Annotated in this window: 21 protein-coding genes; 15 read left to right on the top strand and 6 right to left on the bottom strand. The window is 61.3% G+C overall.

Annotated features, from left to right (window positions below; translation table 11 throughout):
- The first annotated feature begins 78 nt into the window (after positions 1–78).
- Entirely contained in the window at positions 79–1,029 is a 951-nt protein-coding gene (locus tag BBF94_RS10025) for an alpha/beta hydrolase (RefSeq protein ID WP_065258884.1), read from the top strand.
- Position 1,030: 1 nt separating this feature from the next.
- On the opposite strand, the gene BBF94_RS10030 is transcribed toward BBF94_RS10025, so the two are convergent.
- A complete protein-coding gene (locus BBF94_RS10030; protein ID WP_065258885.1) occupies positions 1,031–1,783 on the bottom strand; it encodes a DUF2059 domain-containing protein in 753 nt (250 codons plus the stop codon).
- A gap of 108 nt (positions 1,784–1,891) precedes the next feature.
- On the opposite strand from BBF94_RS10030, the gene BBF94_RS10035 reads away from it, so the two are divergent.
- Positions 1,892–2,524, top strand: a complete 633-nt coding sequence (locus tag BBF94_RS10035; protein ID WP_065258886.1) for a 2OG-Fe(II) oxygenase — start codon at positions 1,892–1,894, stop codon at positions 2,522–2,524.
- Between the two features lies 1 nt (position 2,525).
- Positions 2,526–3,011, top strand: coding sequence for a DUF523 domain-containing protein (locus BBF94_RS10040; RefSeq protein ID WP_065258887.1), 486 nt, complete (start codon positions 2,526–2,528; stop codon positions 3,009–3,011).
- 119 nt (positions 3,012–3,130) lie between these two features.
- Here the strand turns inward: BBF94_RS10040 and BBF94_RS10045 are convergent, their stop codons facing one another.
- Positions 3,131–3,715 (bottom strand): transporter substrate-binding domain-containing protein, encoded by a 585-nt coding sequence (locus BBF94_RS10045; RefSeq protein WP_065258888.1) that lies wholly within the window; start codon positions 3,713–3,715, stop codon positions 3,131–3,133.
- Between the two features lie 134 nt (positions 3,716–3,849).
- Here BBF94_RS10045 and BBF94_RS10050 point away from each other — a divergent pair, with 134 nt between their 5' ends.
- On the top strand, positions 3,850–4,275 hold the full coding sequence (locus BBF94_RS10050) for a DUF4399 domain-containing protein (protein ID WP_065258889.1): 426 nt from the start codon (positions 3,850–3,852) through the stop codon (positions 4,273–4,275).
- Between the two features lie 62 nt (positions 4,276–4,337).
- On the opposite strand, the gene serA is transcribed toward BBF94_RS10050, so the two are convergent.
- Positions 4,338–5,567 (bottom strand): phosphoglycerate dehydrogenase, encoded by a 1,230-nt coding sequence (gene serA / locus BBF94_RS10055; protein ID WP_065258890.1) that lies wholly within the window; start codon positions 5,565–5,567, stop codon positions 4,338–4,340.
- Between the two features lie 204 nt (positions 5,568–5,771).
- Here serA and BBF94_RS10060 point away from each other — a divergent pair, with 204 nt between their 5' ends.
- The 4 genes from BBF94_RS10060 (at position 5,772) to BBF94_RS10075 (ending at position 10,096) form a co-directional block, all read left to right on the top strand.
- Entirely contained in the window at positions 5,772–7,166 is a 1,395-nt protein-coding gene (locus BBF94_RS10060; RefSeq protein ID WP_065258891.1) for an FAD-binding oxidoreductase, read from the top strand.
- Positions 7,167–7,206: 40 nt separating this feature from the next.
- Positions 7,207–7,872, top strand: a complete 666-nt coding sequence (locus tag BBF94_RS10065) for a fumarylacetoacetate hydrolase family protein (RefSeq protein WP_065258892.1) — start codon at positions 7,207–7,209, stop codon at positions 7,870–7,872.
- Positions 7,873–8,149: 277 nt separating this feature from the next.
- Positions 8,150–9,073, top strand: a complete 924-nt coding sequence (locus BBF94_RS10070) for an SdiA-regulated domain-containing protein (RefSeq protein ID WP_065258893.1) — start codon at positions 8,150–8,152, stop codon at positions 9,071–9,073.
- Positions 9,074–9,178: 105 nt separating this feature from the next.
- The gene (locus tag BBF94_RS10075; protein WP_065258894.1) at positions 9,179–10,096 is read left to right on the top strand and encodes an SdiA-regulated domain-containing protein; all 918 of its coding nucleotides are present in this window, start codon (positions 9,179–9,181) and stop codon (positions 10,094–10,096) included.
- A 147-nt stretch (positions 10,097–10,243) separates the two neighbouring features.
- Here BBF94_RS10075 and rpiA read toward each other — a convergent pair whose 3' ends face one another.
- The gene (gene rpiA / locus BBF94_RS10080; RefSeq protein WP_065258895.1) at positions 10,244–10,918 is read right to left on the bottom strand and encodes a ribose-5-phosphate isomerase RpiA; all 675 of its coding nucleotides are present in this window, start codon (positions 10,916–10,918) and stop codon (positions 10,244–10,246) included.
- 146 nt (positions 10,919–11,064) lie between these two features.
- Between rpiA and ilvA the strand changes: the two genes are divergently transcribed.
- Positions 11,065–12,579 (top strand): threonine ammonia-lyase, biosynthetic, encoded by a 1,515-nt coding sequence (gene ilvA, locus BBF94_RS10085; RefSeq protein WP_065258896.1) that lies wholly within the window; start codon positions 11,065–11,067, stop codon positions 12,577–12,579.
- Between the two features lie 39 nt (positions 12,580–12,618).
- Positions 12,619–13,044, top strand: coding sequence for a DUF2269 domain-containing protein (locus BBF94_RS10090; RefSeq protein WP_065258897.1), 426 nt, complete (start codon positions 12,619–12,621; stop codon positions 13,042–13,044).
- 135 nt (positions 13,045–13,179) lie between these two features.
- Here the strand turns inward: BBF94_RS10090 and BBF94_RS10095 are convergent, their stop codons facing one another.
- Positions 13,180–13,836: a histidinol-phosphatase gene (locus tag BBF94_RS10095; RefSeq protein WP_065258898.1), complete on the bottom strand. Its 657-nt coding sequence runs from the start codon at positions 13,834–13,836 to the stop codon at positions 13,180–13,182.
- A 143-nt stretch (positions 13,837–13,979) separates the two neighbouring features.
- Between BBF94_RS10095 and BBF94_RS10100 the strand changes: the two genes are divergently transcribed.
- Together BBF94_RS10100 and ptsP are read left to right on the top strand one after the other, a co-directional pair.
- Entirely contained in the window at positions 13,980–14,459 is a 480-nt protein-coding gene (locus tag BBF94_RS10100; protein WP_003229203.1) for an RNA pyrophosphohydrolase, read from the top strand.
- 22 nt (positions 14,460–14,481) lie between these two features.
- Positions 14,482–16,746 carry a phosphoenolpyruvate--protein phosphotransferase gene (ptsP, locus tag BBF94_RS10105; RefSeq protein ID WP_065258899.1) on the top strand — a complete coding sequence of 755 codons (2,265 nt, stop codon included), beginning with the start codon at positions 14,482–14,484 and terminating at the stop codon, positions 16,744–16,746.
- A 31-nt stretch (positions 16,747–16,777) separates the two neighbouring features.
- On the opposite strand, the gene BBF94_RS10110 is transcribed toward ptsP, so the two are convergent.
- Entirely contained in the window at positions 16,778–17,524 is a 747-nt protein-coding gene (locus BBF94_RS10110) for an NRDE family protein (protein WP_065258900.1), read from the bottom strand.
- Positions 17,525–17,654: 130 nt separating this feature from the next.
- Between BBF94_RS10110 and BBF94_RS10115 the strand changes: the two genes are divergently transcribed.
- From BBF94_RS10115 to BBF94_RS10125, 3 genes are all read left to right on the top strand, one after another.
- The gene (locus tag BBF94_RS10115) at positions 17,655–18,437 is read left to right on the top strand and encodes a sulfite exporter TauE/SafE family protein (protein WP_065258901.1); all 783 of its coding nucleotides are present in this window, start codon (positions 17,655–17,657) and stop codon (positions 18,435–18,437) included.
- Positions 18,438–18,520: 83 nt separating this feature from the next.
- Positions 18,521–19,336 carry a prolipoprotein diacylglyceryl transferase gene (gene lgt, locus BBF94_RS10120; protein WP_065258902.1) on the top strand — a complete coding sequence of 272 codons (816 nt, stop codon included), beginning with the start codon at positions 18,521–18,523 and terminating at the stop codon, positions 19,334–19,336.
- A gap of 50 nt (positions 19,337–19,386) precedes the next feature.
- Positions 19,387–20,358: a thymidylate synthase gene (locus BBF94_RS10125; protein WP_065258903.1), complete on the top strand. Its 972-nt coding sequence runs from the start codon at positions 19,387–19,389 to the stop codon at positions 20,356–20,358.
- Positions 20,359–20,475 lie beyond the last annotated feature (117 nt).

Genomic DNA, 20,475 nt, shown 5'->3' on the forward strand with positions numbered 1-20,475 from the left:
CCCCCAAGCTTGCCATGCTTGCTTCTACAGATGAATATCGCAGGCCGATAAAGTCTGTTTACCGTTCTGGAATTGCCCATGTCTGTTGCTTTCGATCCCGATCATCTGCGCGCGAGCCTCAAGCCGTTGGCCGAGTGGCAGCCGTTGTCCGAGGAGGCGAAAGCGTATCAGCGGTTCTACAAGACCGACTTCCCGGAGCGCGATGTCTGGCGCGGCATGGGCCGGTTCGACGTCGATGGTTATGAACTGGTCAGCCATTGCTGGTGGCCGGCGGAAACGGCCAGGGCCACGCTGTTTCTGGTGCACGGTTTTTACGATCACACCGGCCTCTATCGGCATGTGATCGAGTGGGCGCTGGATCTGGGGTTTGCGGTGATTGCCTGTGACTTGCCCGGGCATGGTCTGTCGAGCGGGCCACGGGCGAGCATCCGCGATTTCTCCGAGTATCAGGATGCGCTGCAAGGCCTGTTCGCCGAGGCTCGCTCGATTGCCCTGCCGCAGCCGTGGCACCTGTGCGGGCAAAGTACCGGCGGGGCGATCATTGTCGACCATGTGCTCAATCACGGTGAGAACAGCCCGGCCCAGGGCCAGCTGATTTTGCTGGCACCGCTGGTGCGGCCACGGGCCTGGGGCTGGTCGCAGTTCAGTTATTACCTGCTGCGGCCTTTCGTGCGGGGCATCGCCCGGCGTTTCAGCGAGAACTCCAACGACCCGGATTTCCTGCCGTTCCTGCAAGCGGACCCGCTACAGCCCAAGCGTTTGCCGACGGCGTGGGTCGGGGCGTTGTCACGCTGGATCAAACGGGTGGAATACGCGAAGAAGAGCCCGCGTCGGCCCCTGATCGTTCAGGGCCAGGCGGACATGACCGTGGACTGGCAACACAACCTGCAAGTGATGAAGTGGAAGTTCGACCGGCCGCAGATTCTGCTGATGGCCGATGCGCGGCATCACCTGGCCAATGAAACGGCACCGATGCGCGAGGAGTATTTCGAGTTCTTGAGCAAGCGGATCAAGGGCCGCAATTCCTAGATCACTGGCTTGGGTTCGAGGTGCTCTGGCCGACGGCCAGCCCGGCGCGAATCGCTGCCAGCGCCGCCTGATAGTAGGCTTTGCCTTCGGTGGATTCGGCAAAGGTCGCGAACTCTTCCAGCTCTTCGTCCGTCAGGTCGCGATAGACATACAGCAGCGTGTTGTTCAGGTCGGCACCGATCTGATCCATCAGGCGCTGACGTTGACTGTTCAGCATCCCCTGGGCCTGACCGCCGCCGAGCAGGCCGGGGATCATCGAACTCAGGCTGTCTGCCGCCACGCCGGCAATCGCCAGGCTGACTTCGGCGCCAGCCTCGCGGGCGGGCAGGGCCTGGGCGAGATGGCCGATGATCAGCAGGCGGCTGTCGCTGGCCTGCATCTTCGGCAGACCCCTGGCGTTTTTCGCCAATTGATCGCGACGGGTCGCCAGCAGTTCGGCGGCGACGATCTTCTTGCCCAGCGGCGACTGGAAAAATGCGAGGGCCGGCTTCGGATCGGCGAGGTTTCTGCGCAGTTGCGCCTCGGCGCGCTGGTCCACGGCCTGAGGGGCGAAGCGCTGGTTGCTGTTGTTCACCAGCGCCTGAAACACCGCCGGCGGCAGGCTGCTCTGGTAACGCTGTTGCGCGGCGCTCAGGGCGTCATTGAAATGCGCGCGTTGGTCCGGCCAGCCGGCGACCTTGTACAACTGGTCGTGGCCGTCTGCCCAGGCGGGCAAAACGCAGAACATCAACAGTGAAAAAAGCAAACGGCGCATAGGGACTCCTGTCGGCAGCGGACTATTCTCCGTGCGGTGCCGGTACTTGTCGAGAATTCGTATCAAGCCGCCGCGTGGCTCTGTCGGAATTCTTGCCGCAGGCATACTATGCGCGCCATGCAAATATCCTCTGAACACCCGCTGCTGTTACGTATCGTCGACGACCTGGCCGAGCGTGGCTGGTCGCAGCAGAACATTTTCCTGCCTGCGGATCTGACCCGCGCGCTGGCCGCCGAGTGCCGCAAACGCGAGGCCGAAGGTGAACTGGCGCCGGCGGGCGTCGGGCGCGGGCCGTTTACGGAGGTCCGCGAGGGCATTCGTGGCGACCATATCCAATGGATCGATCCGGGTCAGGCCGAGGCCAGTGACCGTTATCTGAACCTGATGAACAGCCTGCGCGAGGCCCTCAATCGAGGACTGTTCCTCGGTCTGGAAGACTTCGAATGCCATTTCGCCCTGTACCCGCCGGGTGCGTTTTACCGCAAGCATGTCGACCGTTTTCGCGACGATGACCGGCGCATGGTCTCGGCAGTGATCTACCTCAACGACGGCTGGCTGCCGGAGGATGGCGGGCAGTTGCGCATGTATCTGGAAGGTGATCGGGTCCATGACGTGCAACCCACCGGTGGCTGCCTGGTGGTGTTTCTTTCCGGCGAAGTGCCTCACGAAGTATTGCCGGCCAGCCGTGAGCGGTTGTCGCTGACCGGCTGGTTCCGTCGTCGTGGCAACGAGCCGTTCTGAGATGCACAGGATCCTCGTGAGCCGCTGCCTGCTGGGTCACCGCGTGCGTTACGACGGTGGCGCCAGCGGGCCGTTCGACCTGCTGGAACAGTGGATCGCCGAAGGTCGCGTCGTACCGCTGTGCCCGGAAGTGGCCGGCGGTTTGCCGACACCCCGGGCGGCGGCGGAGATCCCGGGCGGGCAGGGCGGTGAAGTGCTCGATGGCCTTGCGGCGGTGATCACCACTGAAGGCGAGGACGTCAGTGCACAGTTTCTCGATGGCGCCCGGCAGGCATTGGAGCTGGTGCGAAAACACGGAATTCGCGTGGCGGTGCTCAAGGCCAACAGTCCTTCCTGCGGGAACCTGTTGACCTATGACGGGACGTTCAGTGGCGTGAAGGTGCGTGGCGAAGGGGTGACTGCCGCATTGCTGAAGCGCCATGGGGTGCAAGTCTTCAGCGAACTCGAACTGCCGCAGGCTGCACATGCCCTGACACAACTCAATTAATTACACGCCAGAAAACACTGTGGGAGCGAGCCTGCTCGCGATTGCACTTTGTCAGTATCGGTATTGGTGGCTGACAGGTCGCTTTCGCGAGCAGGCTCGCTCCCACATGGAAATTGTGTTCACTTCAGGTCTTCAGAGGCCTGCACGCTCAACCACTTCTGCGACAACGCCTCCAGCCGCCCGTCTGCCCTGATCCGCTGCAACGCATTCTCAAGGCTCGCGTGAAACGCCGGGTTGCCCTTCTGAAACGGAATCGCCAGATTCACCGGCGGGCCGACCTTCGGCTTCTCTTCCGTCAGGGTCTGGATCAGCACCAGCGGGCGGGGCTGCTCATCCTTTTTCGCCAGCAACTGCGCATTGACCTGTGTGTAAGGCTCGCTCACGTCGAAACGATCCTTGAGTTCCGGGGTCAGTGCTATGTGGTTGAGCGCGACGTCGTACTTGCCGCTTTCGACGCCCTGAAACATATCGGCCTCGTCGGTGACGATGAAATCGGCGCGTACATCCAGTTCGCGGGCCAGTTGTTGCCCCAGCTCGACCTCGAACCCTGTGAGGGTGTCGTCATCCTTGAAATTGAAGGGCGGTGTATTAGCCTCAAGGGCGATGCGCAATTCGCCTCGGTCGTTGACGTCATCAAGCAGTTCGGCGTGAGCCAGAGGGCTCAAAAGGGGAAGCAGGCAGATCAGGCCAGGCAGAAGGCGCATGGTCACTCCTTTGAAATCATTGTCGCGGCCTGTTGGTCAGGCTCGCTTTGCTATGGTTGTCGAGTGCCTTCGACAACGAATGGTCATGAAGTTGTCATGACCGCACGGATTTTACGGAAAAACTGGAGAAGAGAATGAAAACAATCATGTCACGTGCTGTATTGGCCGGGTTACTGATGGGCGCTTCGGTGCTGGCCAGTGCGGCCACGCCGGCGCCGAAAGGTGCCGAGGTGTTCATCGTTTCTCCCGAGGACGGTGCCACGGTTTCGCAGACCTTCACCGTCAAGTTCGGTACCAAGGATGTCGCGCTCGCGCCGGCCGGTGATGTCACACCGAACACCGGTCACCACCATCTGCTGATCGACGCCAAGGACATCGTTCCGGCCGGCGCGGTGGTGCCGACCGACGCCAACCACATGCACTTCGGCAAGGCCCAGACCCAGGCCGACATCAAACTCGCGCCGGGCAAGCACACCCTGCAACTGGAGCTGGGTGACAGCGGTCACATGGCGTTCGATCCGCCGATCGTGTCGAAGAAGATCACCGTCAACGTCGAATGACGTTTTCGCGTGCATGAAAAAGGGAGCCCGAAGGCTCCCTTTTTTTTTCGCTCAGCGCCGGATCAGAACAACACACGGCTACGGATGGTGCCGTTGACGTGTTGCAGCTTCTCTTGCGCCAGCTCCGAGTACTCGGCGTCGACGTCGATCACCACGTAGCCAACCTTTTCGTTGGTCTGCAGGAACTGACCGGAGATGTTGATGCCGTTTTCGGCGAAGACCTTGTTGATCTCGCTCATCACACCTGGAATGTTTTCGTGGATGTGCAGCAGGCGGTGCTTGCCAGGGTGAGCCGGCAGTGCCACTTCCGGGAAGTTCACCGACGATACCGACGTACCGTTGTCGCTGTACTTGACCAGTTTCTCTGCCACTTCCAGACCGATGTTGGCCTGCGCTTCAGCGGTGGAGCCGCCGATATGCGGGGTCAGGATCACGTTGTCCAGGCCGCGCAGCGGGCTTTCGAACTCTTCGTCGTTGGAACGCGGCTCGACCGGGAACACGTCGATGGCGGCGCCGATCAGGTGCTTGTCCTTGATCGCGGCGGCCAGGTGCTCCAGCTCGACCACGGTGCCGCGTGCCGCGTTGATCAGGATGCCGCCCTTCTTGATGGCGCGGATTTCCTTCTCGCCGATCATCCACTGGGTCGCAGCGGTTTCCGGAACGTGCAGGGTGACGATGTCGGACATGCCCAGCAGCTCGTGCAGGTTGCCGACCTGGGTCGCGTTGCCCAGCGGCAGCTTGGTCACGGTGTCGTAGAAGAACACCTGCATGCCCAGACCTTCAGCCAGGACCGACAGCTGAGTACCGATCGAGCCGTAGCCGACGATGCCCAGTTTCTTGCCACGGATCTCGAAGGAGTTGGCTGCGGACTTGATCCAGCCGCCACGGTGGCAGGAAGCGTTTTTCTCGGGGATGCCGCGCAGCAGCAGGATCGCTTCGGCCAGCACCAGCTCGGCCACGGAGCGGGTGTTGGAGTACGGTGCGTTGAACACGGCGATGCCGCGCTCGCGGGCCGCTTCCAGGTCGACCTGGTTGGTGCCGATGCAGAAACAGCCGACGGCCACCAGCTTCTTCGCGTGATCGAAGATCTCTTCGGTCAGTTGGGTGCGCGAACGAATGCCGATGAAGTGAGCGTCAGCGATCTTTTCCTTGAGCTGGTCTTCCGGCAGGGAGCCAGTCAGGTATTCGATGCTGGTGTAGCCCGCCGCCTTGAGGACGTCGACAGCCGATTGGTGGACGCCTTCGAGAAGAAGGAACTTGATCTTGCTCTTATCGAGAGAAGTCTTGCTCATCTGCGTAAACCTGTATCCCGGAGAAAAATGGCAGGAAATGGTCAACAGACATTGACCTGGACGACAAGAAAGCCGTCACCGCAGAACAGGCCTTGGGCACTGGCCTGCGGGGTCGGTATGCTAGCATAGCCGCCCCGCTAATCACTCATTCCTGCGACGTGAAGCGTTCTCAGGATGACCATGAATTGTTCGAGAGTTCTGTCGATGACCAATCCTGCCCTGATTGATGAACTGAAGACCCTGGTCGAACCCGGCAAGGTCCTGACCGACGCCGACTCCCTGAACGCGTACGGCAAGGATTGGACCAAGCATTTCGCCCCGGCGCCGAGCGCCATCGTGTTTCCCAAGACCATCGAGCAAGTGCAGGCCATCGTCCGCTGGGCCAACGAACATAAAGTGGCGCTGGTGCCATCGGGCGGGCGCACCGGGCTTTCCGCCGCTGCCGTGGCCGCCCATGGCGAAGTGGTCGTGTCGTTCGACTATATGAACCGGATTCTCGACATCAACCTCACCGACCGTACCGCCGTGTGCCAGCCGGGCGTGGTCACCGAGCAACTGCAGAACGCTGCCGAAGAACATCACCTGTACTATCCGGTTGATTTCGCTTCCGCCGGTTCCAGCCAGATTGGCGGCAATATCGGTACCAATGCCGGCGGGATCAAGGTCATTCGCTACGGCATGACCCGCAACTGGGTGGCGGGCATTAAAGTAGTTACCGGCAAGGGCGACGTGCTGGAACTGAACAAGGACCTGATCAAGAACGCCACAGGTTACGACCTGCGCCAGCTGTTCATCGGCGCCGAAGGCACCCTTGGATTTGTGGTCGAAGCCACCATGCGGCTGGATCGCGCACCGAAAAACCTCACGGCGATGGTCCTCGGCACCGCCGATTTCGACTCGATCATGCCGGTGCTGCACGCCTTTCAGGGCAAGCTCGATCTGACCGCGTTCGAGTTCTTCTCCGACAAGGCTCTGGCCAAGGTCATGGGCCGTGGCGATGTCCCGGCGCCGTTCGAGACCGACTGTCCGTTCTACGCCTTGCTGGAATTCGAGGCGACCACCGAAGAGGTGGCCAACAGCGCCCTGGAAATCTTCGAACACTGCGTGGAGCAGGGCTGGGTGCTGGACGGCGTGATGAGCCAGAGCGAAACCCAGTTGCAGAACCTGTGGAAGCTGCGCGAGTACATCTCCGAAACCATCTCCCACTGGACGCCGTACAAGAACGATATCTCCGTCACTGTCTCGAAAGTCCCCGCGTTCCTGCGGGAAATCGATGCGATCGTCGGCAAACACTATCCGGATTTCGAAATCGTCTGGTTCGGCCACATCGGCGACGGCAACCTGCACCTGAACATCCTCAAGCCGGATAACCTGAGCAAGGACGAGTTTTTCGCCAAATGCGCCACCGTCAACAAGTGGGTGTTCGAAACCGTCGAGAAGTACAACGGGTCGATCTCCGCCGAACACGGTGTAGGCATGACCAAGCGCGATTACTTGACCTACAGCCGCTCGCCGGTGGAAATCGAATACATGAAAGCGGTCAAGGCGGTGTTCGACCCGAACGGCATCATGAACCCGGGCAAGATCTTCGCGGTTTGATCTGCAATCCCTGATGAATCAATGAAGGCAGGAGTCGGTAATGAGCTATCAGCACCAGTATGTCGACGGTACGCGGATTCATTTTCCGCTGGGGAAAGTCGTGTGCATCGGCCGTAACTACGCCGAACACGCCAAGGAGCTGGATAACCCGGTCCCTACCGAACCGCTGCTGTTCATCAAGCCGGGCAGTTGCGTGGTGCCGCTGGAAGGCGGCTTCAGCATTCCGACCGAGCGCGGCTCCGTGCATTACGAAGCGGAAATCGCGGTATTGATCGGCAAGCCTTTGTCGACCAAACCGAGCCGTGAGGAGGTGCTGGACGCGATCTCCGGTTTCGCCCCCGCGCTGGACCTGACCCTGCGCGACAAGCAGGCCGAGCTCAAGTCCAAGGGCCTGCCGTGGGAAATCGCCAAGTCGTTCGATGGCGCGGCGGTGATTGCTCCGTTCGTGGTCGGCAGCACCTTCCCTGACCTCACTGACATCGGCATCCGCCTGACCATCAACGGCGAAGTGCGCCAGGACGGCAACAGCAGCGCGATGCTCAACCCGATCGTGCCGATGATCCAGCACATGGCCGGCTGCTTCTCGCTGCAGGCCGGTGATGTGATCCTGACCGGCACGCCGGTGGGCGTCGGGCCGCTGAACGTTGGTGATGAGATCGTGCTGGAACTGCCGGGCGCCAGCCGCTTTACCAGCAGCGTGCGCTGACTGCAACTCTGAGAAAAACTGTGGGAGCGAGCTTGCTCGCGAATGCGTCAGGTCAGTCGACATCGTCGTTAACTGATCTATCACATTCGTCGGATCGCCGCCCGGAGCAAGCTCGCTCCCACATTTGTTTATGTTGTGCCGCCCGCAAAGGCATAAGGCAATCCCGCCATTTGCCGTTTTTTTCACATCCTGTCCGGATAATTCCGGTCATTCTGGCGTCTGAGCCGGCCTCTTTGTGCTATTACCCATAGCCTGAATTTTCGGAACACGTCCTTCGATGCCATCTCAAACTCAGCTCAATCCTGCTCGTCGCTCACGTTTCGCCCTGCGCTGGTATTACTGGCTGTTGCTGGCAGTCGCTGCCGCTTACGGTCTGGCGCACGCGATGCATTGGGATGACCGGGGCCTGCTCTGGCTGCGCGAGCGCTTCGAGAGCCCGGCCGAACGCACGGCCAGCATCTGGTTGCCGGACTATCGGGTGGTGATCGACGGCAAATTGCTGCCGGGCATGGAAAAGGACGAGGCCTCGGACCTGTCCTACGATTCGCAGAGCAAGACCCTGTTTTCGGTGATGGGCAAGAACCCGTTCCTGGTCGAGCTGACCTTGCAGGGCGATGTGCTGCGCAAGATGCCGCTGGTGGGCTGGAGCAACCCGGAAGGCGTGACGGTGCTGGGCAACGGCCTGCTGGCGATCGTCGATGAGCGTGAGCACATGTTATCCATCGTGAAAGTCGACGCCGCTACCCGCGAGCTTAAGCGCGACGATTTCCCGAAATACGACCTCGGCCCGTCGCAAGACCAGAACAAGGCCTTCGAAGCGATTGCGTGGGATCCGCGCAATCAACAGTTGCTGCTGGGCGAAGAACGTCCACCGGCACTGTTCACCTGGAAAAGCGACGGCAGCCAGACCCTCAACGGTGACAAGCAGAAGCTGCCGAACGACGAGCTGGACATCCGCAATCTGTCGGCGCTGGCCGTCGATCCGCGCACCGGTCATACCCTGGTGCTGTCCGCCGATTCGCACCTGCTGCTGGAGCTGGACGAGAAGGGCGAGCAAGTCAGCTTCATGACCCTGCTCGGTGGTTTCAACGGTCTGAAGAAAACCATTCCCCGCGCCGAAGGCGTGACCATGGACGAGCAGGGCACGCTGTACATGGTCAGCGAGCCGAACCTGTTCTACCGCTTCGAAAAGCAGAAATAACCTGCCCGCCGCTGCAAGGTTGTCGACCGGGGCAAGGGGCCTTTAAGCTTCGATTCAGACAGGCGTGATATTTCATCCGCCTGTTTTGATCCGAGCCCAGCCCGAATGCGTCGACTTGCCCGCCCCAAGCCATTTCTGATCATCCTTTCGGTCATTGCCCTGCTCGCATTGATTGCGATAGGCCAATACCTGCGCCTGTTCGAGCGCGCCTGGTTCAACCTGCAAAGTCACTGGCAGCCCCATCGCATCGAAGCGATCAATCTGGATCAGTACCACGTGGCCATCGAGGGCCGGGTCATCGAAGGGCTGAACGATGACGTCTCGGCGCTGACCTACGATCCGGTGCGCAAGACTCTGTTCACCGTCACCAACAAGAACGCCGAGCTGATCGAACTGTCACTGGACGGCCGGATCCTGCGGCGTGTCGCGTTGATCGGATTTGGCGATGCGGAGGCGGTCGAGTTTATCAGCGCCGATACCTACGTCATCAGCGACGAGCGTCAGCAGCGTCTGATCAAGATTCATCTGGAGCAGGACACGACGTTCCTCGATGCGGCGGATGCCGAGCAGATGACGTTGGGCGTGCACATGAGCGGCAACAAAGGGTTTGAAGGACTGGCTTACGACTCGGTGGGCAAGCGCCTGTTCGTGGCCAAGGAGCGCGATCCCATGCTGATCTACGAAGTGCATGGTTTTCCCCACTTCAACCCGGAAAAATCCTATGCGGTGCACGTGATCAACAATCCCAAGCGTGATGCCGGAATGTTTGTGCGCGACCTGTCGAGTCTGCAATACGACGAGCGCAGCGGCCATCTGCTGGCGCTGTCGGACGAGTCGCGGCTGATTCTGGAACTGGATGTGGACGGGCGCCCATTGAGCACGATGTCGTTGAGCGGTGGTCGGCAAGGGCTGAAGAAAACCGTGCCGCAGGCGGAAGGTATCGCGATGGATGATGACGGGACGTTGTATCTGGTGAGCGAGCCGAATCTGTTCTACGTCTTCAAGAAGCCTGCGCAGAACTAACCAAAACCCCAAAACACTGTGGGAGCGAGCTTGCTCGCGATGAGGGAGGGGCAGTCGCCAAACATGTCGACTGTCACACCGCTATCGCTAGCAAGCTAGCTCCCACAGGTTTTTTCATCTGCCCACAAAGATGTGGGTAGTTTCGGCTTATTCAGCCTTCAGCGTTTTCACACCTTCGGAAGTACCCAGCAACAACAGATCCGCCGGGCGCGCCGCGAACAGGCCGTTGGTGACCACGCCGACGATCGCATTGATCTGCGCTTCCAGCTCCACCGGGTTGGTGATCTGCAGGTTGTGCACATCGAGAATGATATTGCCGTTGTCGGTCAGCACACCTTCGCGGTAGACCGGGTCGCCGCCCAGTTTCACCAGTTGGCGGGCGACGTGGCTGCGGGCCATCGGGATCACCTCGACCGGCAGCGGGAAGGCACCGAGCACCGGCACCAGTTTGCTGCCGTCGGCGATGCAGATGAAGGTCTTGGCCACGGCTGCGACGATCTTCTCGCGGGTCAGGGCTGCGCCGCCGCCCTTGATCAGGTTCAGGTGCGCGTCGCTTTCGTCGGCGCCGTCGATGTAGAACTCAAGGTCGCTGACCGTGTTCAGTTCGTACACCGGAATCCCGTGGCCCTTGAGGCGTGCGGCAGTGGCTTCGGAACTGGCGACGGCGCCATCGAACGCGCTCTTGTGCCGGGCCAGGGCGTCGATGAAGCAGTTGGCGGTGGAGCCGGTGCCGACGCCGATGATGCTCTTGTCGTCGAGTTTCGGAAGGATGAAGTCGACGGCGGCCTGGGCCACGGCCTGTTTGAGTTGATCCTGGGTCATGCGGGCTCCGGAAGCGGGCAAGGGAAGAACGGAAAGGCCGGCATTATAGCCGCAAGCGGGGCTAAAACCTCTGCAATCGTGTGGTCGTCCGGCCGAAAGCCGGGTTAGACTCGTTGGTCCCGCCCAATCGCCAGTGATGCTTTCCGATGCTCGAACAGTACGTCAAGAAGATCCTCACCTCGCGCGTTTATGACGTTGCCGTAGAAACCCCGCTGCAGAACGCTCGCCAGCTCTCCGAGCGGCTGGGCAATGACATCTGGCTCAAGCGCGAAGACTTGCAGCCGGTGTTCTCGTTCAAGATTCGCGGCGCCTACAACAAGCTGACTCAACTGACTGACGAAGAGCGTGCTCGTGGCGTCGTCACCGCCTCGGCGGGCAACCATGCCCAGGGCCTGGCCCTGGCGGCGAAAGTACTGGGCGTGAAGGCGACCATCGTGATGCCCAAGACCACTCCGGAGATCAAGGTCGAAGGCGTGCGTTCCCGTGGCGGCAAGGTGGTGCTGCACGGCGATTCGTTCCCGGAAGCCCTGGCCTACTCGCTGAAACTGGTCGATGAAAAAGGCTACGTCTACATCCACCCGTATGACGATCCGCACACCATTGCCGGGCAGGGCACCGTGGCGATGGAAATCCTGCGCCAGCACCCGCAGCCACTGGACGCGATCTTCGTGCCGGTGGGCGGCGGCGGTCTGATCGCCGGCATTGCGGCGTATGTGAAATACCTGCGCCCGGACATCAAGGTCATTGGCGTCGAGCCTGACGATTCCAACTGCCTGCAAGCGGCGCTGGCGGCGGGCGAGCGCGTGGTGCTGCCGACCGTGGGCATCTTCGCCGATGGTGTGGCAGTGGCGCAGATCGGCCAGCACACCTTCGATATCTGCAAGGATTACGTCGATGAAGTGATCACCGTCAGCACCGACGAGATCTGTGCGGCGATCAAGGACATCTACGACGACACCCGTTCGATCACCGAACCGGCCGGCGCCCTGGGCGTGGCCGGGATCAAGAAGTACGTCGAACAGCGTGGCGTCAGCGGCAAGACGTTCGTGGCCATCGACTCCGGGGCCAACGTCAACTTCGACCGCCTGCGCCACGTCGCCGAGCGCGCCGAGCTGGGTGAGGGCCGCGAAGCGATCATCGCCGTGACCATCCCGGAACAGGCCGGCAGCTTCAAGGCGTTCTGCGAAGCCATCGGCAAGCGCCAGATCACCGAATTCAACTACCGCTACAACACCGGCAGCGAAGCACACATCTTCGTCGGCGTGCAGACCCACCCGGAAAACGATCCGCGCAGCGCACTGCTGGCGAGCCTGACCGAGCAGGGCTTCCCGGTACTCGACCTGACCGATAACGAACTGGCCAAGCTGCACATCCGCCACATGGTCGGCGGACGCGCGGCGCAGGTGGTCGATGAAGTGGTGCTGCGCTTCGAGTTTCCGGAACGTCCGGGCGCGCTGTTCAACTTCCTCAACAAGCTTGGCGGGCGCTGGAACATCTCGATGTTCCACTACCGCAACCACGGTGCGGCGGACGGCCGTGTGGTTGCCGGTCTGCAAGTGCCGCACGAGGAACGGCATCTGGTGCCCGCCGCGCTGGCGGAAATCGGCTACCCGTACTGGGATGAAAGCGACAATCCGGCCTATAAGCTGTTTCTTGGCTGACGGGCTACGCTGATGGGCAGGCCATAAGGAAATTCGACAATGGAAACGCTGACTGCCCTGAAAACGGCACACGTGGTCGCAACGGTGGTTTTGCTGGCGAGTGCACTGGGGTTGGGTATCTGGGTGCTGCTCGCTCGGCGCAAGGGTGATGCGACCGCGGGCAGCCGCACCCTGCAGCGACCACGGGTATTCCTCTGGTTGCTGATGGGGCTGGCGCTGCTGAGCATGCCGTTCACCGGCTGGTGGATGGTGCATCTGGTGGGCTGGCCGCTGGGGCAGACGTGGATTCTGGCTTCCAGCGTGCTGTATACCGTGGCGGCGCTGGCGTGGTTCTGGCTGCTGGTGCGCCTGAACCGCCTGCGCAAGACGCCGGGTGGTGTCGGCAGGTTCAGCCTTGCACTGGCGTTGTTCGGTTTTGTCTGCTTTGTGGCGATTGCCGGTTTGATGGGCGCAAAGCCGATTTAGGACTTTGGACCGAGTTCACCCCAATCGCGAGCAAGCTCGCTCCCACAGGATTTTCTCCAGACCACGATAATGTGATCGACGCATAACTCTGTGGGAGCTGCGGTGCGACGATTCGACTTGCCAGCGATGACGACATCAGTCGCGCAGCGAAATCACTGGCCAGCCGCGCTTTTCGGCTTCGGTCCGCAGATTCGGATCCGGATCAACAGCCACCGGATTCGCCACCTGTTCCAGCAGCGGCAGATCATTCATCGAGTCGCTGTAGAAATAGCTGTCTTGCAGCGTATGCCCGGTCTCTTCCAGCCAGCGGTTCAGGCGCGTCACCTTGCCTTCGCGGAAACACGGCACATCGGTGCTGCGCCCGGTGTAGCGGCCATCCTGCATCTCGCACTCGGTGGCGATCAGGGTTTCGACGCCCAGGCGCACGGCAATCGGGGCGGTGACGAAGCGGTTGGTGGCGGTGATGATCACCAGTTTGTCGCCGGCGTCGCGGTGCTTTTTCAGCAACTCCAGCGCCTTCGGCAGCACGATGGGTTCGATGCAGTCGCGCATGTAATCGCTGTGCCATTGTTCGAGTACGGCCATCTCGGTGCGGCCGAGGATTTCCAGGCAGAAGTTCAGGTAGGCGGCGTTATCCAGCTTGCCCGCCAGGTAATCCTGATAGAACTCGTCGTTGCGCGCCTTGTAGGCGATCGGGTCGAGGAAGCCGCGCTCGCACAGATAGTCGCCCCAGGCGTGATCGCTGTCGCCGCCGAGAAGGGTGTTGTCCAGATCGAATAAAGCCAGGCGCATTGCAGTTACCCGCTGAAAAGTCAGTAAAAAGGCCACAAGAATACGGTCTTTTCACAAGAGTGCACATAAGCTCGGAACCTTCGTTGCCGCCTTCACAATCTTTGTGGAACAATGCGGCGACATGCGTTTGCGAGGTTGTTGCCGTGATCGACCCCGATGGTTTCCGTCCTAATGTCGGGATCATTCTGACGAATGACGCCGGCCAGGTGCTATGGGCTCGCCGTATCAATCAGGATGCCTGGCAGTTTCCGCAAGGGGGAATCAATCCCGAGGAAACGCCGGAAGACGCCTTGTACCGCGAGCTGAACGAAGAAGTGGGCCTGGAACGCGAAGATGTTGAAATTCTCGCCTGTACCCGGGGCTGGTTGCGCTATCGTTTGCCGCAACGTCTAGTGCGAACCCACAGTCAGCCGCTGTGCATCGGCCAGAAACAGAAATGGTTTCTCCTGCGCCTGATCTCCAACGAGCAGCGGGTGCGGATGGATTTGACCGGTAAACCGGAGTTCGATGGCTGGCGCTGGGTCAGCTATTGGTATCCGTTGGGCCAGGTGGTGACATTCAAGCGCGAAGTGTATCGCCGCGCTCTCAAAGAGCTTGCCCCGCGCCTTTTAGCGCGCGACTGACGACGGAGTTCGACCCCGAGCCATGCTCAATACGCTGCGCAAGATCGTCCAGGAAGTTAACTCCGCCAAGGATCTCAAGGCGGCGTTGGGGATTATTGTATTGCGCGTCAAAGAGGCCATGGGCAGCCAGGTCTGCTCGGTCTATCTGCTCGACCCCGAGACCAACCGCTTCGTCCTGATGGCCACCGAGGGCTTGAACAAGCGCTCGATCGGCAAGGTCAGCATGGCACCCAACGAAGGTCTGGTCGGCCTGGTCGGCACGCGTGAAGAACCCCTGAACCTCGAAAACGCCGCGGATCACCCGCGCTACCGCTACTTCGCCGAAACGGGCGAGGAGCGCTACGCCTCGTTCCTCGGGGCGCCGATCATTCACCACCGCCGCGTCGTCGGCGTGTTGGTCATCCAGCAGAAAGAACGCCGCCAGTTCGATGAAGGTGAAGAAGCCTTCCTCGTGACCATGAGCGCGCAGCTGGCCGGCGTGATCGCCCATGCCGAGGCCACCGGGTCGATCCGTGGCCTGGGCCGGCAGGGCAAGGGCATCCAGGAAGCCAAGTTCGTCGGCGTACCGGGTTCGCCGGGCGCGGCGGTCGGTACGGCGGTGGTCATGCTGCCGCCGGCCGACCTCGATGTCGTGCCAGACAAATCTGTCGACGATATCGATGCCGAAATAAAACTGTTCAAGAAGGCGCTTGAAGGCGTGCGCGCCGACATGCGCAACCTGTCGACCAAACTGGCCACCCAGTTGCGTCCCGAAGAGCGCGCGTTGTTCGACGTGTACCAGATGATGCTCGATGACGCGTCCCTCGGTAACGAAGTCAAAACCGTGATCAAGACGGGCCAGTGGGCCCAGGGCGCGCTGCGTCAGGTGGTTACCGATCACGTCAACCGTTTCGAATTGATGGACGATGAATACCTGCGTGAGCGGGCGTCGGATGTGCGTGACCTCGGTCGCCGTCTGCTGGCCTACCTGCAGGAAGACCGCACGACCAACATGGTTTTCCCCGACAACACCATCCTGGTCAGTGAAGAACTGACCGCCACCCAGCTCGGTGAAGTGCCGGAAGGCAAGCTGGTGGGGTTGGTCTCGGTACTGGGTTCGGGTAACTCTCACGTCGCGATCCTGGCCCGGGCCATGGGTATTCCGACGGTGATGGGTGTAGTCGACTTGCCGTACGCCAAGGTCGATGGCATCCCGATGATCGTCGACGGGATCAAGGGCGAAATCTACACCAACCCGAGCGAAGTGCTGATCAAGCAATTCGCCGACGTGGTGGAAGAAGAGAAACAGCTGGCGCTGGGGCTCGACACCCTGCGCGACCTGCCGTGCGTGACCCTCGATGGCCATCGCATGCCGCTGTGGGTCAACACCGGTCTGCTGGCGGACGTGGCGCGGGCGCAGAAGCGTGGTGCCGAAGGCGTCGGCCTGTACCGCACCGAAGTGCCGTTCATGATCAACCAGCGCTTCCCGAGCGAGAAGGAACAGCTGGCGATCTACCGCGAACAGCTCGCCGCGTTCCACCCGCAGCCGGTGACCATGCGTACGCTGGACATCGGCGGTGACAAGGCGCTGTCGTACTTCCCGATCAAGGAAGACAACCCGTTCCTTGGCTGGCGCGGGATTCGCGTCACCCTCGATCACCCGGAAATCTTTTTGGTGCAGACCCGCGCCATGCTCAAGGCCAGCGAAGGCCTGAACAACCTGCGGATCCTGTTGCCGATGATCTCCGGCATCCACGAACTCGAAGAAGCGTTGCACCTGATCCACCGGGCCTGGGGCGAAGTGCGCGACGAAGGCACCGATGTGCCGATGCCGCCGGTGGGCGTGATGATCGAGATTCCGGCGGCGGTCTACCAGACCAGAGAGCTGGCACGGATGGTGGACTTCCTGTCGGTCGGCTCCAACGACCTGACCCAGTATCTGCTGGCCGTGGACCGCAACAACCCACGGGTGGCGGATCTCTATGACTACCTGCACCCGGCGGTGCTGCAAGCCTTGCAGATCGTGGTGCGCGACGCCCATGCCGAAGGCAAGCCGGTGAGCATCTGCGGCGAGATGGCCGGTGATCCGGCAGCCGCCGTGCTGTTGATGGCAATGGGATTCGACAGCCTGTCGATGAACGCCACCAACCTGCCGAAAGTGAAGTGGATGCTGCGTCAGCTCAATCTGAGCAAGGCGAAGGATCTGTTGGCGGAACTGATGACCATCGACAACCCGCAGGTAATCCACAGCTCGCTGCAACTGGCGTTGAAGAGTCTCGGGTTATCGCGGACGGTCAAACCGCTCTGAACAGAAGATCGCAGCCTTCGGGCTGCGATCTTCAGAGATTGATCTCCACTTCCCCCAAATGCCCGCCATACGGCCCGAAACTGCGCTCCACCATCCGCCGCGTCCCGTCCGCCTGCACGATCAGCGCCGTACTTGCCCGGGTCCCGTAACTCTGGCTGGCAATGAACACACTCGACAGCAACGACTCGGTCGCCAGCCCCACGCCGGTATCCGGCAGCTCGGCGAACGGTGCCGTCTGCGCATCGCCCAGCAGCGCCAGCAATTGTTCGGGCTGCGGATCATCCAGTACCGCACTCAATGCCGCCTTGGCCTTGAGCAGTTTCGGCCACGGCGTATCCAGTCCGGCGTTTGACAGCCCATAGATACCCGGTTGCAACATCACTGGTTCCGAAGACCGCGCGTTGAAGTGCCACAGCTCGTGGGCGTTACCCAGCAGCAGGTTGAACCCGGCATATTCCGGCGAACGGGCGACAACGTCGGACAAGTAGTCATCGATCGACAGGTTGCCGGTCAGAAAACCCGCCACCAGTTCGCCCCGGGAGCGCCGTGCCGGCGGTTGATGCGGATCGCGGATGTTGGTCAGTGCAGCGAAGCGCCCGTTCTCGCCGAGGCCGAGCCAGGTGCCGCCAGCTTCCAGATCCCTTCCGGCGTAAACCTGCGGCGATTCGGGCCACTGGGCCAGCGGCAGGCTGGGCCGGGCGTAGAACTCGTCACGGTTGGCCGCGACGATCAGCGGCAGGGCATGTCCCGGCCGCCAGGCGAAAACGATCAGGCACATAAGGTGGTCCTTGTGTGTTTTTTGCCCACTCTACGCAGACATCGTCCGTGCATCCATCGCCAGTGGAGCCGAAGGGTATCCATCCGTTACCATGCCGCTCCGGTTTTGGGATGCGCCTCTGGAGGCAGTCATGGAATTTCTGCTCTATCTGGCGCTGGGTGCCTGCGCAGGCGTACTGGCGGGGCTGTTCGGAGTGGGCGGCGGGATCATCATCGTTCCGGTGCTGGTGTTCAGTTTCACCTTGCAGGGCTTCGATCCGTCGATCCTGACCCACCTGGCCGTCGGCACATCGCTGGCGACGATCATCTTTACCTCGGTCAATGCCGTGCGTGAACATCATCGGCGCGGGGCGGTACGCTGGTCGATTTTCGCCTGGATGACCGTCGGTATCCTGCTCGGTGCCGGTTTCGGCGCGCTGACCGCCGAGGCGATCTCCGGGCCCAACCTGCAAAAGATCATCGGCGTGTTTGCCCTGGTGATTGCGGCACAGCTGGCGCTGGACATCAAACCCAGGGCCAGCCGGACGGTTCCCGGCAAACTCGGCCTGACCGTGGCCGGCAGTGTGATCGGCTGGGCCTCGGCGATTTTCGGCATCGGCGGCGGCTCGCTGACCGTGCCGTTCCTGACCTGGCGCAGCGTACCGATGCAGCAGGCGGTGGCGACTTCGTCGGCCTGTGGGCTGCCGATCGCCGTGGCAAGTGCAATAAGTTTCATGATTCTGGGCTGGCATGATCCATTGCTGCCGGCCCATAGTCTCGGGTTTGTGTATCTGCCGGCGTTGCTCGGCATTGCCCTGACCAGCATGGTATTCGCCCGTCTCGGCGCGCGGCTGGCACACAGGCTGTCGCCGAAGTTGCTGAAACGGCTGTTCGCCGCTTTGCTGTTCTGCGTGGGGCTGAGCTTTTTGTTCTGAGCAGGTCCACAATCCTGGCTTAATCCTGAGGTGGCAGCGTCGCCCGGGAATTTTGAAGATTTGAACGCTAACGAGGACTCGCAATGCTGCCTTACCCGCAGATCGATCCGGTGGCCCTGGCCATCGGTCCGCTGAAAATCCACTGGTACGGCCTGATGTACCTGGTCGGCATTGGCGGCGCATGGCTGCTGGCGTCGCGCCGGCTCAACCGTTTCGATCCGACCTGGACCAAGGAGAAACTCTCCGACCTGGTGTTCTGGCTGTCGATGGGCGTGATTGTCGGCGGGCGACTGGGCTATGTGCTGTTCTACGATCTGAGCGCCTACATCGCCAACCCGACGCTGATTTTCGAGGTGTGGAAGGGCGGCATGTCGTTCCACGGCGGTTTCATCGGCGTGATGCTGGCGGCGCTGTGGTTCGGCAAGCGTAACGGCAAGTCGTTCTTCCAGCTGATGGACTTCGTTGCGCCGATGGTGCCGATCGGTCTGGGCGCCGGGCGTATCGGCAACTTCATCAACGCCGAGCTGTGGGGCAAGGCCACCGACGTGCCGTGGGCCATGGTGTTCCCGCCGTTCAGCGACCCGGCGCAACTGCCGCGTCACCCGTCGCAGCTGTATCAGTTCGCGCTCGAAGGCGTGGCGCTGTTCCTGATTCTCTGGCTGTTCTCGCGCAAACCGCGCCCGACCATGGCGGTATCGGGCATGTTCGCGCTGTTCTATGGCATCTTCCGTTTCATTGTCGAATTCGTCCGCGTACCGGACGCGCAACTGGGCTACCTGGCCTGGAACTGGCTGACCATGGGTCAGATCCTCTGCGTGCCGATGATCATCGGCGGGCTGTTCCTGATCTGGCTGGCCTACCGTCGTGCCCCGTCGGCGCCGGTTGCCCCGACAGCTTAAATATTCGGACCCCGGCGCAGTTGGCCGGGGCTCAAGGACACAGGTAACTCATGAAGCAATATCTCGATCTGGTGTCGCACGTCATCAACAACGGCACCAAACAGGCCAACCGTACCGGCGTGAACACCATCAGCTTTCCGGGCGCGATGCTGCGCTTCGATCTGCAGGAAGGTTTCCCGGCGATCACCACCCGCAAGATGGCCTTCAAATCGGCCATCGGCGAGATGTGCGGCTTTCTGCGCGGGGTGAACAACGCGGCCGGATTCCGTGCGCTGGGCTGCAAGGTCTGGGATCAGAACGCCAACGAAAACGCCCAGTGGCTGGCCAACCCGTTCCGCCAGGGTGAAGACGACCTCGGCGAGATCTACGGTGTGCAATGGCGCAAATGGCCGGCGTACAAGCAGATCCCGCTGAGCAACACCGCCGCCATCGAACAAACCCTGAGCAACGGCTACAAGCAGATTGCCCAGGGCGAAGAAGACGGCCAGGCCTACGTGGTGCTGTACAAAGCCATCGATCAGGTGCGCCAGTGCGTCGACACGATCATCAAGGATCCGGGCAGCCGCCGCATCCTGTTCCACGGCTGGAACTGCGCCCAGCTCGATGAAATGGCCCTGCCGCCGTGCCATCTGCTGTACCAGTTCCACCCGAACGTCGAGACCAAAGAGATCTCTCTGACCCTCTACATCCGCTCCAACGACCTGGGTCTGGGTACGCCGTTCAACCTCACCGAAGGCGCTGCGCTGCTGAGCCTGATCGGTCGCCTGACCGGCTACACGCCGCGCTGGTTCACCTATTTCATCGGCGACGCCCACGTCTACGAAAACCACCTGGACATGCTCAACGAACAGCTCAAGCGCGAGCCGTTTGCCATGCCGAAGCTGAAGATCTCGGATCGCGTGCCGGAGTTTGCCAAGACAGGCGTGTACCAACCGGAATGGCTGGAACGGGTGGAGCCGAGCGACTTTTCGCTGGAAGGCTACGAGCACCATGCGCCGATGACTGCGCCGATGGCGGTCTGATGCGCGAGTGACAAAACGCTGAGGGAGCCAAATGGCTCCCTCAGTGTTTTGTTCAGATCGTTCCCACGCTCCGCGTGGGAATGCCGCCATGGACGCTCTGCGTCCAAAGTGACGCAG

It is taken from the genome of Pseudomonas bananamidigenes (assembly GCF_001679645.1).
Lineage (GTDB): Bacteria > Pseudomonadota > Gammaproteobacteria > Pseudomonadales > Pseudomonadaceae > Aquipseudomonas > Aquipseudomonas bananamidigenes.